At 67.4% G+C, this 14,618-nt stretch carries 17 protein-coding genes and 1 pseudogene; 7 read left to right on the top strand and 11 right to left on the bottom strand.

What is annotated here, in order from left to right:
- Positions 1-101 precede the first annotated feature (101 nt).
- Together EKM57_RS08455 and EKM57_RS08450 are read right to left on the bottom strand one after the other, a co-directional pair.
- Positions 102-383: a DnaJ domain-containing protein gene (locus EKM57_RS08455; protein WP_371414128.1), complete on the bottom strand. Its 282-nt coding sequence runs from the start codon at positions 381-383 to the stop codon at positions 102-104.
- Positions 380-1,186, bottom strand: coding sequence for a division plane positioning ATPase MipZ (locus EKM57_RS08450; protein ID WP_129792046.1), 807 nt, complete (start codon positions 1,184-1,186; stop codon positions 380-382). Before EKM57_RS08450 ends, EKM57_RS08455 begins: the two co-directional genes overlap by 4 nt.
- Before the next feature lie 88 nt (positions 1,187-1,274).
- On the opposite strand from EKM57_RS08450, the gene panC reads away from it, so the two are divergent.
- Positions 1,275-2,132, top strand: coding sequence for a pantoate--beta-alanine ligase (gene panC, locus EKM57_RS08445; RefSeq protein WP_129792045.1), 858 nt, complete (start codon positions 1,275-1,277; stop codon positions 2,130-2,132).
- Positions 2,133-2,240: 108 nt separating this feature from the next.
- Entirely contained in the window at positions 2,241-2,543 is a 303-nt protein-coding gene (locus tag EKM57_RS08440) for an SEL1-like repeat protein (protein ID WP_129792044.1), read from the top strand.
- Positions 2,544-2,577: 34 nt separating this feature from the next.
- On the opposite strand, the gene EKM57_RS08435 is transcribed toward EKM57_RS08440, so the two are convergent.
- The 6 genes from EKM57_RS08435 to EKM57_RS08410 all read right to left on the bottom strand — a co-directional run bounded on the left by EKM57_RS08435 (position 2,578) and on the right by EKM57_RS08410 (position 8,114).
- Positions 2,578-4,695 carry a S9 family peptidase gene (locus EKM57_RS08435; protein WP_129792043.1) on the bottom strand — a complete coding sequence of 706 codons (2,118 nt, stop codon included), beginning with the start codon at positions 4,693-4,695 and terminating at the stop codon, positions 2,578-2,580.
- A gap of 76 nt (positions 4,696-4,771) precedes the next feature.
- A complete protein-coding gene (locus EKM57_RS08430) occupies positions 4,772-5,908 on the bottom strand; it encodes a GNAT family N-acetyltransferase (RefSeq protein ID WP_129792042.1) in 1,137 nt (378 codons plus the stop codon).
- Positions 5,905-6,651, bottom strand: a complete 747-nt coding sequence (locus tag EKM57_RS08425; RefSeq protein WP_129792041.1) for a glycerophosphodiester phosphodiesterase family protein — start codon at positions 6,649-6,651, stop codon at positions 5,905-5,907. The genes EKM57_RS08430 and EKM57_RS08425 overlap by 4 nt, the downstream gene beginning before the upstream one ends.
- 29 nt (positions 6,652-6,680) lie before the next feature.
- On the bottom strand, positions 6,681-7,148 hold the full coding sequence (locus EKM57_RS08420) for a RidA family protein (protein WP_129792040.1): 468 nt from the start codon (positions 7,146-7,148) through the stop codon (positions 6,681-6,683).
- Positions 7,149-7,204: 56 nt separating this feature from the next.
- Positions 7,205-7,840 carry an HAD family hydrolase gene (locus EKM57_RS08415; protein WP_129792039.1) on the bottom strand — a complete coding sequence of 212 codons (636 nt, stop codon included), beginning with the start codon at positions 7,838-7,840 and terminating at the stop codon, positions 7,205-7,207.
- A 4-nt stretch (positions 7,841-7,844) separates the two neighbouring features.
- Entirely contained in the window at positions 7,845-8,114 is a 270-nt protein-coding gene (locus EKM57_RS08410) for a DUF3572 family protein (protein WP_129792038.1), read from the bottom strand.
- A gap of 16 nt (positions 8,115-8,130) precedes the next feature.
- On the opposite strand from EKM57_RS08410, the pseudogene EKM57_RS22455 reads away from it, so the two are divergent.
- A pseudogene (locus EKM57_RS22455) lies at positions 8,131-8,490 on the top strand (response regulator); the annotation flags it as partial.
- 252 nt (positions 8,491-8,742) lie between these two features.
- On the opposite strand, the gene rpmG reads toward EKM57_RS22455, so the two are convergent.
- A complete protein-coding gene (gene rpmG / locus EKM57_RS08400) occupies positions 8,743-8,910 on the bottom strand; it encodes a 50S ribosomal protein L33 (RefSeq protein WP_129792036.1) in 168 nt (55 codons plus the stop codon).
- A 189-nt stretch (positions 8,911-9,099) separates the two neighbouring features.
- Here rpmG and EKM57_RS08395 point away from each other — a divergent pair, with 189 nt between their 5' ends.
- The gene (locus EKM57_RS08395; RefSeq protein WP_129792035.1) at positions 9,100-9,423 is read left to right on the top strand and encodes a hypothetical protein; all 324 of its coding nucleotides are present in this window, start codon (positions 9,100-9,102) and stop codon (positions 9,421-9,423) included.
- Between the two features lie 24 nt (positions 9,424-9,447).
- Positions 9,448-10,011 (top strand): TMEM165/GDT1 family protein, encoded by a 564-nt coding sequence (locus EKM57_RS08390; protein WP_129792034.1) that lies wholly within the window; start codon positions 9,448-9,450, stop codon positions 10,009-10,011.
- Positions 10,012-10,150: 139 nt separating this feature from the next.
- Here EKM57_RS08390 and EKM57_RS08385 read toward each other — a convergent pair whose 3' ends face one another.
- Positions 10,151-10,996, bottom strand: coding sequence for a metallophosphoesterase (locus EKM57_RS08385; RefSeq protein WP_129792033.1), 846 nt, complete (start codon positions 10,994-10,996; stop codon positions 10,151-10,153).
- 41 nt (positions 10,997-11,037) lie between these two features.
- On the opposite strand from EKM57_RS08385, the gene EKM57_RS08380 reads away from it, so the two are divergent.
- Positions 11,038-12,621, top strand: a complete 1,584-nt coding sequence (locus EKM57_RS08380; RefSeq protein ID WP_129792032.1) for a cisplatin damage response ATP-dependent DNA ligase — start codon at positions 11,038-11,040, stop codon at positions 12,619-12,621.
- Positions 12,622-12,788: 167 nt separating this feature from the next.
- On the opposite strand, the gene EKM57_RS22735 is transcribed toward EKM57_RS08380, so the two are convergent.
- On the bottom strand, positions 12,789-13,550 hold the full coding sequence (locus tag EKM57_RS22735) for a cold-shock protein (protein ID WP_129792031.1): 762 nt from the start codon (positions 13,548-13,550) through the stop codon (positions 12,789-12,791).
- A gap of 240 nt (positions 13,551-13,790) precedes the next feature.
- Here EKM57_RS22735 and EKM57_RS08370 point away from each other — a divergent pair, with 240 nt between their 5' ends.
- On the top strand, positions 13,791-14,609 hold the full coding sequence (locus EKM57_RS08370) for a TerC family protein (RefSeq protein WP_129792030.1): 819 nt from the start codon (positions 13,791-13,793) through the stop codon (positions 14,607-14,609).
- Positions 14,610-14,618 lie beyond the last annotated feature (9 nt).

Here is a 14,618-nt window from a genome sequence, read left to right as displayed (position 1 = left end):
GAACGGATTCTCGTCTGAAAAGATGCGCCGTCCGTCGCGCCTTGCCGTGCTCCCTTGCCTCGCACGACGCTTCGGCCTCGGCGGGGGGCGCTCGGGCGCGATCAGCGCCGGCGCGCCGGCGCGCGATTGAGCTCCGCCACCAGGGCATCACGAGCGGCATTGACCCGCGTGGCGAGCTCGGCCGATCCGCCGGTATCGGGATGGACGCGGGCGATCAGCCGCCGGTGCGCGTCGCGTATTTCCTTCAAGGTCGCCCCGTCCTGGACGCCGAGCAGGGCTCTCGCCTCGGCGACCGACATTGCGGGCCTGCGCCGAGTTGTGCGCCGCCACCAGATCCAGATTCCCGCCGCGATGGCGACGAGGATCAGCAGCTTGGCGATCACCCTGCCGCCACCTGGCGGGGGGCGGCTTCGGCGCCCGGCTCGGACAGGGCGAAGCCGGCGATCATCTCGCGCAGTTCCTGCCGGGCGGCGACATGGGCGATTCCCACCTGCCCGAGTTGCTGCAGGTCGAGCAGGGTGAGGCCCTTCGGAAATAGTTCGCGATAGATTACCCGCTCGTGCAGACCTGGAATCACTCGAAATCCGACTCGTCGCGACAATTCGGTGAGTGCATCGCCGACACGGCGCATGTTTCGTGCCTCGACGTGCTGGACGCGATTGCGAAGCACCACCCAATCGACGCTCATCCCGTGCGCCTTGGCACGCTGGGTGCGGCTGTTCCACACCAGCTCGGCGTAGAAGCTGGGCCGGCGCACGCGATAACTGTCTGGGTCGACCTCGCCGATCAGGTCCAGGTCGACGAAGCTGTCGTTGATCGGCGTTACCAATGTGTCGGCGCGGATCATCGCCGCCCGCGCGTCCGGATCATCGCGGCCCGGTGTATCGATGACCAGGACGTCCATGCCCTCGCCGACCCGCGCGATCAGCGATTCGAGGTTTTCGCCGCCGGCCGGATCGTAGGTCTCATAGACCGGCATCGGCAGGTCGATCCCCTTGCGCTTTATCGTCGCCGCGCGATTGTCGAGATAACGGCCGAGCGTGCGCTGGCGCGTGTCGAGGTCGAGCGCCGCGACCCTGCGCCCCTGCGCGGCAAGCGCCACGGCACTATGCACGGCCGTCGTCGACTTGCCGGTGCCGCCCTTCTCATTGGCGAAAACGAGGAAATGCGGCGTCGCGCCGGTCATGCTGCTGCCTGTCTTTCCTGATACTTGAAATAGAAAGCGGCGGCCCGCAAAGAACCCCCGTTCCTCCTCTATCGGAGCCAAATAAGCGGTGCAAATCATCCGTGAAGTCGCGGCCCTCCGCCGCGCCGTCGCCGCCTTGCGCGATGCCGGTGGACCGGTGGCGTTGGTTCCGACGATGGGCGCCCTCCACGCCGGCCACATGGCACTGGTTGCCGAGGCTCTGCGGCATGCGCCGTCGGTCGTCGCCTCGATCTTCGTCAATCCCATGCAGTTCGGCGCCGGCGAGGATCTCGCGACCTATCCGCGCCGCGAGGCGGAGGATGCAGCGATGCTGGAGGAGGCCGGCTGCGCGCTGCTCTGGGCTCCGGGTGGCGAGGCCATGTATCCGGCCGGCTTCGCGACTACCGTCAGCGTTGCCGGCGTGAGCGAGGGCCTGTGCGGCGCCGCCCGACCCGGCCATTTCAACGGTGTCGCAACCGTCGTCGCCAAGCTGCTCAACCAGGTTCGGCCGGACGTCGCCTTGTTCGGGGAGAAGGATTACCAGCAGCTCGCCGTCATCCGCCGCATGGTTGCCGACCTCGACCTGGCGGTCGAGATTATCGGCGTCCCGACGGTTCGCGAGGCCGACGGCCTCGCTCTGTCCTCGCGCAACCTCTATCTTTCCGCAGGAGAGCGCGAGGCCGCGCGCGCCCTTCCCGCCGCGCTGGCCGAGGCGGCGGCCGCGATCGCCGCCGGCGGCGCGGTCGGCCGGGCGCTGGGAACGGCCACGGCCCATCTCGCCGCAGCCGGCTTCGATCCGATCGATTATGTCGAGCTCCGCGATGCCGAGACGCTGGCGCCTGTCGACCGGCTCGCCCGACCGGCCCGCCTCCTTGCTGCCGCGCGCATGGGACGGACCCGTCTCATCGACAATGTGCCGGTCGTGCCGCCGGCCGGCGCAGGATGACCGGCACAGCCGCATTCCTCCGGACGAGAAGGTCAGCGCGGCGTTAACCATTTCTTGGGAAAGAGCCGTCCATGACCGATCCTCGATACGTGAACGGGGGAATGTCAGATGGCGCACAGTCTCGAATCAGCCGCATTCCTGGTCCAGAGCCGGATCGCCGACGCCGTGGCCGGCAACGTCCAGGCGCTTTACGAGCTCGGGGTCGCTTACTCGACCGGCAGCGGCGGGGTCGAGGTCGACCTCGTCGAAGCCCATAAGTGGTTCAATCTCGCCGCCCTGAACGGCAGCCTGGAGGCGCAGTCGTGGCGCGCCGACATCGCCGAGGAGATGAGTGCGCGCGAGATCGCCGAAGCTCAGCGCCAGGCGCGGGCCTGGCTCGCCGATGTCAGCCCGGAGAGGCGCGCCGCCTGATCCAACTTCCACTCCCTCGCGCTGGGGGAGAGGATCATTCCGTCGCCGACCCCGACGCCTGTCCGCCCGGCGCAGGCGCAGAGCCCGCCGCCGTTTGAGCCGCCCGCGGCGTTCCGTCCCGATACCGTTCGAACCAGGCCAGGATCGCCGCCGCCTTGGCGCCGCTCTGCGACGGCCGCGCCGCGATGCCGCCATGGCTGGCACCGGGCACCTTCACCAGAGCCGTCGGCACGTCGCGCAGCTGCAGCGCCGTATAATATTGTTCGGATTCGCTGACCGGCGTTCGGTAATCCTCGCTCCCCACCACGACCAGGGTCGGTGTTTGGACGTTGCCGACCAGCGACAGCGGTGAGCGCCGCCAGAACGCCTCGGGATCCTCCCACGGATAGGCTCCGAACCAGTAGCGCGAGAAATAGGCCGGATTGTCGGCGGTGAGCGCGAAGCTCGACCAGTCGATCACCGGCTTCTGGACCGCCGCGGCACGGAACCGGTTGGTCTTGCCTATGATCCAGGCGGTGAGCACGCCCCCGCCCGATCCGCCGGTAACGTAGAGCTGCTCCGGATCGACGACGCCCTGGGCGATCGCTGCGTCGACGGCGCTGATCAAATCGTCATAGTCGTTGCCCGGATAGGCGTGATGAATGAGGTTGGCAAACTCGGCGCCATAGGAGGTCGAGCCACGGGGATTGACCGACAGCACGGCGTAGCCTGCCGCCGCATAGAGCTGGTTGTCGGTCGAAAAGTGCGGGCCGTAGGCGGCGAAGGGACCGCCATGTATCTCGAGGATCAGGGGGTGGCGCTGCCCCTCGGCATGGCCCGGGGGGAGCGTCAGCCACGCCTGCACCGGCCGGCCATCGAAACTGGATGCGGTTTCGATCGGCCGCACCTCGCCGAGCGTCTTGCCGCCGAGCAGTTCGGCGTTGAGCCGCGTGAGCTGCCGCCGCTCGCCGCCGCGGGCGATCATCACGTCCGCCGGCCGGGTTGCGCTGCCGCCGGTGAAGGCGACGGTGCCGTCTCGGGCGACGCTGAAGCTGCCCCCGCTATAGGGACGGTCGAGACTGGCGCCGCTCAGCCCGTCGGCAACGGTTCGTATCGACCCGTCGAGCCCGACGCGCGCGACGCGCGTCTCGCCCTGATCGTCATAGGAGACGTAAATCGCGCGGCCGTTGGCCGCCCAGGTCGGCGAATCGACGCTGCGATCGAGCGACTCGGTGAGCGCACGGCGGTTGGTCCCGTCCGCGTTCATCACGTAGAGAATGGAGTTTTCGTAGCCCCGGCGGCGGTCGTCGAAGCCGGTATAGGCGATCAGCCGCCCGTCCGGCGACACCGCAGGCGAGCCGTCGGGACCCTCCCGCTCGGTGAGGGCGCGGATCGTATTGGTGGCGAGGTCGAGCGAATAAACCTCGCTGTTCACCGCTTCGCGCTCCCAATCCTCCGAACGGTTGCTGCTGAACAGGATCGTGCGCCCGTCCGGCATCCAGGAGACCGGGCCGCCATGATTGTAGGGACCGAAGCTCAGCTGCTGTGGCGTTCCCCCTTCGGCCGGAACCAGGAAGATCTGTTCGTAGCCGGGCCGCAGATAGCCTTGGCCGTCGGCCCGGTAACTGACCGCCGTGATGATCTCGAGCGGTTCCGCCCATTGCGCGCCTTCCGGGCGCGTCGGCGGAGTCCCGAGCTTCATTCCCTGGTCCGGAACGAACATGGAAAAAGCGATCTGGCTCCCGTCCGGAGACCAGGCGATGCTGCTCGGCGCCTCGGGAAGGCCGGTGATCCGTGCCGTCTCGCCGCTCTCCATCCAGCGCACGAACAGCTGCGGCCGCTCGGCTTCGGCGGTTGAAATAAAGGCGAGCCGCTCGCCGTCCGGAGACCAGCGCGGCTGGCTGTGCGCGCCCGGCCCCGCTGCCAGCGGCCGCTGCTCGCCGCTTCGCGTGTCGATCAGCCAGATGGACGGGCGGAACCGGTCGGTCATGATGTCGCCGGAGCGGCGGACATAGGCGATCCAGCGCCCGTCGGGGCTGATCTGAGGATCGGCGGCCACTTCGAGTCCGAACAGGTCGCGGGCGACGAAATGCCGCTCGGGCCCTTCCGGCACTTGCGCCTGCGCCGGCGCGAGGGCGAGCAGCGAGGCCACGGCCCAGACTTTCTTCAGCATGCGATCGGTTCCCCCTGCTTACCCGCGGGCTTCTTCGATCCGCGACCATAAGGCGTCGACCCGCCCGGGCAATCCCTCACGCCCGCCGAAAAGGCGTGAAATCCTCGAGTGCCTCGATCTCTCGGGACACGGCGCGGCGCTCGGTGGCGAGATAGGCCGCGACTGCACCCCTGAGATTGGGATCGGCGATGTGATGAGCCGAGAAAGTCGGTACGGGGCGGTAGCCGCGGGCGAGCTTGTGCGCGCCCTGCGCGCCGGCCTCGACCCGCTCCAGCCCGCGGGAAATCGCCGCCTCGATCGCTTGATAGTAGCAGATCTCGAAGTGGAGGTGCGGCACCTCCTCGATCGCGCCCCAATAGCGACCGTAGAGCGCATGGGTGCCGATCAGGTTCAACGCGCCGGCAATCGGGCGGCCGTCGCGAAACGCAAGCACCAGCAGGATCCGGTCCGCCAGCCGCTCGCCGAGCAGCGAGAAGAAATGGCGGGTGAGATAAGGGCCCCCCCACTTGCGGGCCCCGGTGTCCTGGTAGAAGGTCCAGAAGGCGTCCCAATGCGCCTCCTCGATCGCTTCGCCGGTGACGTGGGCGACCTCCAGGCCTTCCAGCGCGAGAACGCGCTCCTTGCGGATCATCTTGCGCTTGCGCGACGATAGGGAGGCGAGGAAGTCCTCGAAACTGGCATAGCCCTCGTTCAGCCAGTGAAACTGGCTGTCCGTCCTGATCAGCCATCCGGCTTGTTCGAACAACGGCACCTCTTCGTTGGCGATGAACGTTGCGTGGGCCGAGGAAAGCCGGTGCGAGGCGACCACCCGCTCGGCGGCGGCAATCAGCACCGGTGCGAGCGCCGGCCGGCGGGCCAGCAGCCGCCGGCCGGGAACCGGCGTGAACGGAACCGCGATTTGCAGCTTGGGATAATAGCTGCCTCCAGCCCGCTCATAGGCGTCGGCCCAGCCATGATCGAAGACATATTCGCCGAGGCTGTGACTCTTCACATAAGCCGGCATGACGGCATCGGGCCGTCCGTCCGGACCGTCGATTGCGATGGGCGCCGGCTGCCAGCCGGTAGATGCGTTGGCGCTGCCCGATTCCTCCAGCGCCGAAAGAAAGGCGTGACCAACGAAGGGATCGTCGTGCCCGGCGCAGCGGTCCCAGTCGGAGTGGCTGAACGTGGCGATGCCCGGCGCGAGGCGAGCGACGATCGGCTCGCCGCTCATGCCGGACGACTTTCCGCCGGCGCAGCAGCTTCGGCTTCTTCGAAGATGACCTGATCGGCATGGCGCCCCGCCCGCTTCTTCTCGTCCTCGCTACGGCAGGTCCAGGTCAGCACCACATGTCCCCGCGACCGCTGGCGCGCGGCGAACCGGGATGGCAGGTCGCGTATGTCGTAGGCGAGGAAATCGGGCCTGGAGCGCCAGAAGGCGATCTGCCGCGCCACACCGCCGCGCCAGCGGCGGCCCGCCTCGGTGACCACGAGGCCACGCAGCAGGCCCGGAGCATTGCGTGCGAACCAGCGCCCGATCTCGGGATTGAACGACATCACCGCCACCGGACCATCATAGCGCTCCAGCGCGCGCTGCACCGCTCCGCTCAGCGCGGCGACGCGGCGGCCCGGCGATTTGAGCTCGATCAGCAGCGGCGTGCGTCCGCCGATCAGGTCGAGGACCTCAGGAAGCGTCGAGATCGCTTCCGCAGTTCCCCGCAGGCGGACCCGGGCCAGGGAATCGGCCGTAAAGGCAGCGACGAGGCCCCTGCTCTCGGTGAGCCGCTCAAGGTCGTAGTCGTGGAAGACGATCGCCTCGCCGTCGGCGCTCGCCTGCACATCGAGTTCGATTCCGAATCCTGCGGCGATCGCCGCATCGAACGCGGCGCGGCTATTCTCGACCCGGCCCTTTCCATGCAGCCCCCGATGCGCGAACGGCCGCGCGATCAGCCGAGCGAGCCGCTCGCGACGCGCCATGGCGCCGTCAGCGGATCGTCGCTTCGAATTCAACCGGCCCGCACGGCCACGACCGCGTCGATCTCGACGACTGCGCCGAGCGGGAGCACCGGCACGCCCACGGCGCTGCGCGCATGGCGACCGCCTTCGCCGAACACCTGCTCCATCAGCTCCGAAGCGCCGTTCGCCACCTTTGGCTGCTCGGTGAAGCTTCCGGCGCTGTTCACGAACACGTTGAGCTTCACGACCCGTTCCACCCGGTCGAGCGAGCCCAGGGCTGCGCGCATCTGCGCCAGCAGCATGACGCCGCAACGCCGCGCCGCCCGCTGCCCGAAGTCGAGGTCTCGATTCTCGCCAAGGCGGCCGACCATCAATTCGCCTTCGTCGAACGGGAGCTGACCCGAAATGTGGAGCAGCCCGTTCACTTCCACCGCCGGCACGTAAGCGGCCACCGGTGCTGCGGGTTCGGGAAGCTCGATGCCGAGCTCGGCGAGGCGGTTTGCGATGGTGTCGGTCATGACTTGCGGTAAGCACCGGCCACCCGTGCGGGTCAAGAGCGGACGAAAAGCGAGGCCTATCGCGCCCCCAGCCGATCCAGGATCCACGGGAGCGCGGCGCCCCAATCGTCGATGCGGGCATGAGCGTGGGGCGACGGTGGGGTCGGCGCCGCCAGCCGAGGCTCGGCGATCATGTGGAGCCGCCAGACGTTGGGGGCGTGCTTCGCAACCGACTCGTGGTGGACCGACAGGTCGTCGACGAAGACCGTCCTGCTCGGCTTCATCTCGGCGACCAATTCCTGAACCGGCCGGCCCTTGCCGCCGCGGTTGCACAGCACCCGGTGGCGGATGTCGAACGCTTCGAGCTGGGCCACGCGATTCGCCTGATAATCGTTGCCGATATTGGTGAGGATGACGATGTCGGCGTGGCGGCCGATTTCCGTCAGGGCCTCGGCCGCGCCGGGCACGATGTTCTGCCGATGCATCTCGCGCTCGAAGAACAGGTCGAGCAAGGGCCAGACCCGCTCTTCGGGCACGACCTGCCCGTCGCGGTTGCGCAAGGCCCCGACGAACCCCGGCGAGTCGAGCGTGAAGTTGAGGTCGGCTGCCTCCTCCACCCAATCGGCGAAATGGCTAACGAAATGGAGAATGACCTCGTCGCAGTCGCTGATCAGCAAGGGCCTGCCTTGAGCGGGCGGAACGGACTGCGGCATGGCTTCAGCTCCCCATCTCTAGTCTGCGGCGGGTCTCGACCAGCTGCAATGGTGTGAGGCCGAGCGCCTCGGCGCAGGCGACGAGGTCGGGCTCGTGCGCCTCGAGAAAGCGCAGACTGGCGGCGAGCAGCGCCGGTTCGCCAACCCGCGCGCGCAAGCCGTCGGGCGTGAGTCCGGTCAGCGCCAGCAGGCGCTCGGCGCGCGCATCTTCGCTCAGCGTCCAGCCTAGCGCGCGCAAAGCCGTCGCGGCGTCATTTGTCTGTTCATCCCGCATCGCCTACAGCGCCCCGGTGGGACAAAAGATTCTGGTTGTCGAGGACAACGAGCTCAACCTGAAGCTGTTCTGCGACCTGCTGCGCGCTCACGGTTACGAGACCGAGGCGGTGCGCGACGGGCGCGAGGCGGTCGATCGCGCCCGCGCCTTCGTGCCCGACCTCGTCGTGATGGACATTCAGATGCCCTATGTTAGCGGCCTTGAGCTGATCGAGCAGATGAAGTCGGACGTCGGCCTCAGGCGAACCCCGATCATGGCGGTCACGGCTTATGCCGCCAAAGGCGATGAGGAGCGGATTCGCGACGCTGGGGCCGAAGGCTATGTCTCCAAGCCCATTTCGGTACTGAAGTTCGTCGAGGCGGTGGCCGGCATGCTCGAAGCCGCCGCGGCTCGGCCTGCCGACGCCGAGCCGGCCGCTCCGGAGGGACCGGAGCCGGCGGCCCAAGGCGGGCAGCCCTACGACCCGATCGAAAATGCGGAGGCGGCTGAGGAGGGCGCCAGGGGGTGGACCGGCGAAGGTCCCGCCGCGCCGGCCCGCGAGCCGGAGGAGGGCCAGTCTGAATTGGAAAGGCCGGCGCCCGATTCGGGGCCGGCCTAGCGCATCATGCCGTGGCCTCGCGGCCATGGATTACTTGATCTTGGCTTCCTTGAACTCGACGTGCTTGCGCACGACGGGATCATATTTGCGAAAGGTCATCTTCTCGGTGATGTTCCGAGGATTCTTCTTGGTGACATAATAGAAGCCCGTGTCGGCGGTGCTGACGAGCTTGATCTTCACCGTGGTCGGCTTGGCCATGACAGCCTCTTTCAAAAACTGGATGCACGAAAAAATAAAGCGGCGCTTCCGCCGCCCTGTCGCGCGCCGCCTCTGCCCTGAAGCGCTGATTCTGTCAAGGCCGGCCGTCCTTGGGCCGCCGCCCGCTTAACCGGGCTGTAATTAAAAAGGCGCATTCCGTCCGGATGATGGGCCATGGGGAACAGGCCGATGCGACGCGATCATGACGGAATGCTCCTGGTACGGGCGGAGCTTTGCGACCGGCTCGATCGGCTGCAGGGGGCCGCGGAGCGGATGAGCGTGCGCGATCTCATGGGAGGGATCGGAACGATCCGGACGCTTGCGGCAGCCTACGGATTGGCGCCGGTGGTGAGCCTCGCCGAAGCGCTCTCGCGCGCCGTGCAGGCCCAGCCGCGCGGCTGCCCGGCCGGACTCTATTTCGACCGGCTCCGGGACGCGATCGGCTGCGAGCGGATCGACCCGCAGGCCAGCGAGGCCCTGCTCGCCTCGGTGTCGGTCCGCTTCGGCGATTGAGCCGACGCGCCCGATCGACACGTCATGGACGCCCTCGTCACCGCCTTCGTCGCGGCGAGCCTCGCCGAATGGGGCGACAAGAGCCAGCTCCTCGTCGCCCTTCTCGCTGCGCGCTCCGGACGCCCCGGCCTGGTCCTGGCCGGAGCGCTGGCGGCCGCGATCCTGAGCAGTGCCGCCGCCGCCTTCGCCGGGACGCTGATCGGCGGGACCATCACGATACGCGCCATGAGCCTGTTGGTGGCGCTGGCGCTTCTGTTCGCAGGAGTCGCCGGACTGGTCCGCCGGGGCCCCCCTGCCCTAGGGTCGCCAAGAACGCCCGCAATCCTCGCGGCGGCGATCCTGTGTCTCGCCGCGCAGATGGGCGACCGAACGCAATTCATCACTTTCGCGCTCTCCGGCCGGTTCGATTCGCCCTCCCTCGCCGCCGCGGGGGCAATCGCCGGGATCCTGGGGGCCGCTGTTCCGGCCGCACTTCTGGGGCGCAGCTTCGCGACGACGGTCCCGATCCGCGCCATCCGGATCGTCGGCGCCTTCCTGTTCCTGATCACCGGATTCGTCGTCGCGCTGAAGGCACTGCAGCTTTCCTGAGCGCCAAGGGCCGGGCCCGTGACGATCAGAAGACGAGGTCGATAATGCCGAACAGGATCAACACTGCCAGCAGGATTGCAATCAGTACGACGCATCCGATGAAGCGGAGCATGCAGGCCTCCTCTGCCGTTACGCGCGGTCAACGACCGTGCGGTCGAAGGCGTTCCGGGCCGATCTCCACCAGCCACATGTCCGGCCGCGCACCCAGGCGCAACGGCAGGAGGCTTGTGCCTATTCCGGCCGTCACGATCAGTGACTTGCCGGCCTCGTCGATCCGTCCGCAGGCATAGCGGTCGCCATGCTCCGACATGGTCGACAGGGCGCCGACCAGCGGCAGTCGAATCTGGCCGCAGTGGGTATGCCCGGCGAGCATCAGGCCTGTCGCCGGGGGAACCGACGGAAAGGGATCCGGGCTGTGGCTGAGCAACAGGCCCGGACCCTCCATCCGCTCCATCGCCGTCATCGTCGCCGGCATGTCGTGTCGGCCGGTGAAGGCGTCGTCGAGCCCGCCGATGACGAGCGGACCCGCTCGAGCAGCCTCATTGTCGAGCACGGCAATTCCGGCCGCCTCCAGCGCCCGCCGCGCTTCGCCGGCATCGCGCCAATGGTCGTGATTGCCGAGCACGGCGAACACGCCGAGCCGCGGCCGAAGCCGGGCGAGCGGCTCCACCGCCTCGGTCAGAGTGTAGGCGCGGGTCGACCATAGCTTGTCGCTCACCAGGTCGCCGGCGATCAGCACCAGATCGGGCCGAAGCCCATTGATCTGCTCGACGATCCGCTCGAGCCGCGACGGCGGCATGTCGGGACCGGCGACGTGAATGTCCGACACGAGCAGCGCGCGGACCGGAGGCACGCCGGGTGGCCATCCGGCAAGCGCAACCTCGGCCTCGCGCACGATCGGATCCGAAACGGCGGTGCGGTAGCTCCAGGCGAGCAGGGCTAAGCCGACCAGCAGGAGGAACAGGAAGGAGCGGTAAAGCGTCATGGCTTGCCTGCGATGGGGAGGAACGGGAGAATAGCCGCCGGATGAGAGATTTCTCCCAGCTTCTGGACGCGCTCGTCTACACGCGCTCGCGCAGCGCCAAGCTGAAGCTGATCGGCGACTATCTCCGGCGGACGCCCGATCCTGACCGCGGCTACGCGCTCGCGGCGCTCACCGGCGAACTCAACCTTCCGGCGGTCAAGGCCGCAGCGATTCGGGCGATCGTCGAGGAAAGGGTCGATCCCACCCTTTTCAACATGAGCTGGGACTATGTCGGCGACCTGGCCGAGACCGCCGCCTTGCTCTGGCCGAAGTCGGAGGCTCAGCCCGCCGATCTCGACGACGGCACGCTTCGCATCGCCAACGTCGTCGAGCGTCTGGCCGGAATGGGTCGCGCCGAAGCGCCGGGAGCTCTGGCGGCGATGCTGGACCACCTTGATGCGAGCGGGCGCTTCGCCTTGCTCAAACTGGCGACCGGCGAGCTCAGGATCGGAATCTCCGCCCGTTTGGCCAAGGTCGCGCTTGCTCAGGCCTTCGATCTCGACGTCGATGCGGTGGAGGAGGTGTGGCATGGCATCGGTGCGCCGTATCTGCCCTTGTTCGACTGGGCAGAGGGGCGCAGCGCCCAGCCGACCGTCGACGACGTACCTGTCTTCCGGCCGTTCATGCTCGCGCATCCGCTGGAAGACCTGCGCGTCTCGATGGACGAGTTCGCCGCCGAATGGAAGTGGGACGGGATCCGCGTCCAGGTCGTGCGGGCCGGCGGCGAGAGCCGCCTCTACAGCCGCGCCGGTGACGACATCTCCCGTAGCTTTCCCGACGTCGCCGAGGCCTTCCGGACCGAAGGCGTGCTCGACGGCGAGATGCTGGTTCGTGGCGAGTTCCAGGGCGGCCAGGCGGGAAGCTTCAACGCCCTCCAACAACGTCTCGGACGTAAGACGGTGTCGGCGCGAATGCTCGCCGACTTTCCTGCCTTCGTGCGGCTCTACGACATATTGATCGAGGGAAAGGAGGATCTTCGTGGCCTTCCCTGGATCGAGCGGCGTCGGCGGCTCGAAGGCTTCGCCACGGCCCTCGATCCCCAGCGGTTCGACGTCTCGCCCCTGATCGAGGCGAGGGATTTCGACGCGCTCGAGCGGATCCGGGCCGGCACCCGGGACGCGGCGATCGAGGGCGTTATGCTGAAGCGCCGGGACAGCCTCTATGTGCCCGGCCGCCGCACCGGCCTCTGGTATAAATGGAAACGCGACCCGCTCGTCGCCGATTGCGTGCTGATGTACGCGGCCCGAGGCAGCGGCAAGCGCTCGTCTTATTATTCCGATTACACCTTCGGATGCTGGAACGCCGAAGGCGAACTGCTCCCCGTCGGAAAGGCCTATTTCGGGTTCACCGACGAGGAATTGATGTGGCTCGACCGTTTCGTGCGCAGCCACACCGTCCAGCGATTCGGCCCGGTGCGGGAGGTCGAAAAAAGCCTCGTCCTCGAGGTCGCCTTCGATTCGATCCACGTCAGCAAGCGCCACAAATCGGGCCTGGCGATGCGCTTCCCGCGAATTTCCCGAATCCGCCGCGACAAGCCTGCACACGAGGCCGACACGATCGAAGCGCTCCAGCGCCTGGCTACCTGATCGCGCGAACGCCGGAGCTACGGGTTCGGAAAATGCCACGGCGGGTCGAGCAGGAGCGTGGCTTGAAAGTCGCCAGCGCGAGCCTGTTCCCGCCGAGGGCGGTCGCCGAACCAGGCAGGAAAAAGGGGCCGGCATTGCTGCCGGCCCCTTTTCGCGTCGTAGCCTTGTTACTGTATCGGCGTGAGATTGACCGCGGCGGTCTTGCCGCGCCGGTCCACCTCCAGCTCGAACTCGATCCGGTCGCCTTCGTTGAGGGAGATCATTCCGGCACGCTCGACGGCCGAGATGTGGACGAACGCGTCGGGCTGTCCGTCGTCGCGCGTGATGAAGCCGAACCCCTTGGTCGCATTGAAGAACTTGACCGTGCCCGTGGCTTTCTCTCCGGTCAGCTGGCGCTGAGGCCCGCGCTCGCGCGGCGCTTCCTCGACCGGCAACGGATCGCCCTCGATCTTCAGATCGGTGGCCGAGACCCGCCCGCCGCGATCGACGAGCGTGAACTCGAGCGGCTGTCCTTCGGCAAGGCCGGTCAGGCCGGCCTGTTCCACCGCGGAAATATGGACGAACACGTCCTCCCCGCCATCGTCTCGCACGATGAAGCCGAAGCCTTTCTGCGAGTTGAAGAACTTGACGATTCCCTTGCCCTCGCCGACGACCTGGGGAGGCATTCCGCCGCCGCCGCGCGGGCTGCCGAAACCGCCACCCCCGCCGCCACGCGGGCCGCCATAACCGCCGCCGCCGCCGCGCGGGCCGCCATAGCCCCCACCGCCGCCGCCGAATCGGTCGCCGCCGCCGCCGAATCGGTCACCGCCGCCGCCGAATCGGTCACCGCCGTAGCTGCGCTCCTGGCTCGGGCCTTCTTCTCCGATGAAATCGCGCTTGTCTCTGCCGCGTCCGCCGCGCTCGCCGCGCCGCCCTCTATCGAAACCCATCTGATTCAAGTACTTTCCAGCGCCCAATCCCCTGTCAGAACCATCGCGCTGGGCAGAACGCGTAAAGGCCTTCGCGCCTGAAAATTGGCGCGCCGGCAAGCGCTATAGCGGAAAAATAGTGCACCTGCGAGAGATTTTGGCTGACCCCCCGGGTCTCGTCGGCTACTTCACCGCGCCGCATTGCTCCGGTGCAACAGTTCATGCATTGCGGATGCCACGCCTTCACGGTTCGGGGACCTCATGATCGACGCTCTTGCCATCCTTGCGCAGCCAGAAGCGCTGGCTGCCCTCATCACCCTGATGGTGATGGAAGTCGTGCTCGGCATCGACAATCTGATCTTCATTTCGATCTTGTCGAACAAGCTCCCCGAGGCGCAGCGCGCAAGAGCGCGCCGTATCGGCATCAGCCTCGCCCTGATCATGCGCCTGGCGCTGCTTTCGGTCATCGCCTGGCTGGTCGGCCTGACGGCGCCCGTCTTCGACCTCGGCATTCAAGGTCCGCTGAACGAGCATGGCGCGCCGGCTTTCGAGACCCTCTTTTCCTGGCGTGACCTGATCCTGATCGCCGGCGGCCTGTTCCTGGTTTGGAAAGCCACCAAGGAGATCCATCACACCGTCGATCCGAGCCCGACCGACGACATGTTCGACACGACCAAGGCGACGGTCGGCTTCGGCGCCGTGATCGTCCAGATCCTGATGCTCGACATCGTGTTTTCGATCGACTCGATCCTGACGGCGGTCGGGATGACCGAGCATCTGGTGGTCATGGTGATCGCAGTGATCTTCGCGGTCGGCGTGATGATGGTGGCGGCCACACCGCTCGCCAATTTCATCAACCGCAACCCGACGGTCGTGATGCTGGCGCTCGGATTCCTGCTGATGATTGGCGCCATCCTCATCGCGGACGGCTTCGGCGTGCATGTGCCCAAGGGCTATATCTATGCGGCAATGGCGTTCTCGGCGCTGGTCGAGGGGCTCAACATGGCGGCGCGCAATGCCCGAAAGCGCAAGGAGGCTTTGCGGGCGGCGGAGCCGCCGGAGGCCGAGAGAGGCCATTGAGCGTTCATC

The organism is Sphingosinicella sp. CPCC 101087, from assembly GCF_004151485.1.
Taxonomy (GTDB): Bacteria; Pseudomonadota; Alphaproteobacteria; order Sphingomonadales; family Sphingomonadaceae; genus Allosphingosinicella.
This window is presented reverse-complemented; position numbering and strand designations above follow the sequence as displayed.

What these genes read in the sequence shown, in the direction of transcription:
- EKM57_RS08450 (WP_129792046.1), bottom strand. Translation starts at nt 1,186, where the DNA reads ATGACCGGCGCGACGCCGCATTTCCTCGTTTTCGCCAATGAGAAGGGC.
- EKM57_RS08440 (WP_129792044.1), top strand. Translation starts at nt 2,241, where the DNA reads ATGGCGCACAGTCTCGAATCAGCCGCATTCCTGGTCCAGAGCCGGATC.
- EKM57_RS08435 (WP_129792043.1), bottom strand. Translation starts at nt 4,695, where the DNA reads ATGCTGAAGAAAGTCTGGGCCGTGGCCTCGCTGCTCGCCCTCGCGCCG.
- EKM57_RS08430 (WP_129792042.1), bottom strand. Translation starts at nt 5,908, where the DNA reads ATGAGCGGCGAGCCGATCGTCGCTCGCCTCGCGCCGGGCATCGCCACG.
- EKM57_RS08425 (WP_129792041.1), bottom strand. Translation starts at nt 6,651, where the DNA reads ATGGCGCGTCGCGAGCGGCTCGCTCGGCTGATCGCGCGGCCGTTCGCG.
- EKM57_RS08420 (WP_129792040.1), bottom strand. Translation starts at nt 7,148, where the DNA reads ATGACCGACACCATCGCAAACCGCCTCGCCGAGCTCGGCATCGAGCTT.
- EKM57_RS08415 (WP_129792039.1), bottom strand. Translation starts at nt 7,840, where the DNA reads ATGCCGCAGTCCGTTCCGCCCGCTCAAGGCAGGCCCTTGCTGATCAGC.
- EKM57_RS08410 (WP_129792038.1), bottom strand. Translation starts at nt 8,114, where the DNA reads ATGCGGGATGAACAGACAAATGACGCCGCGACGGCTTTGCGCGCGCTA.
- rpmG (WP_129792036.1), bottom strand. Translation starts at nt 8,910, where the DNA reads ATGGCCAAGCCGACCACGGTGAAGATCAAGCTCGTCAGCACCGCCGAC.
- EKM57_RS08395 (WP_129792035.1), top strand. Translation starts at nt 9,100, where the DNA reads ATGCGACGCGATCATGACGGAATGCTCCTGGTACGGGCGGAGCTTTGC.
- EKM57_RS08390 (WP_129792034.1), top strand. Translation starts at nt 9,448, where the DNA reads ATGGACGCCCTCGTCACCGCCTTCGTCGCGGCGAGCCTCGCCGAATGG.
- EKM57_RS08385 (WP_129792033.1), bottom strand. Translation starts at nt 10,996, where the DNA reads ATGACGCTTTACCGCTCCTTCCTGTTCCTCCTGCTGGTCGGCTTAGCC.
- EKM57_RS08380 (WP_129792032.1), top strand. Translation starts at nt 11,038, where the DNA reads ATGAGAGATTTCTCCCAGCTTCTGGACGCGCTCGTCTACACGCGCTCG.
- EKM57_RS22735 (WP_129792031.1), bottom strand. Translation starts at nt 13,550, where the DNA reads ATGGGTTTCGATAGAGGGCGGCGCGGCGAGCGCGGCGGACGCGGCAGA.
- EKM57_RS08370 (WP_129792030.1), top strand. Translation starts at nt 13,791, where the DNA reads ATGATCGACGCTCTTGCCATCCTTGCGCAGCCAGAAGCGCTGGCTGCC.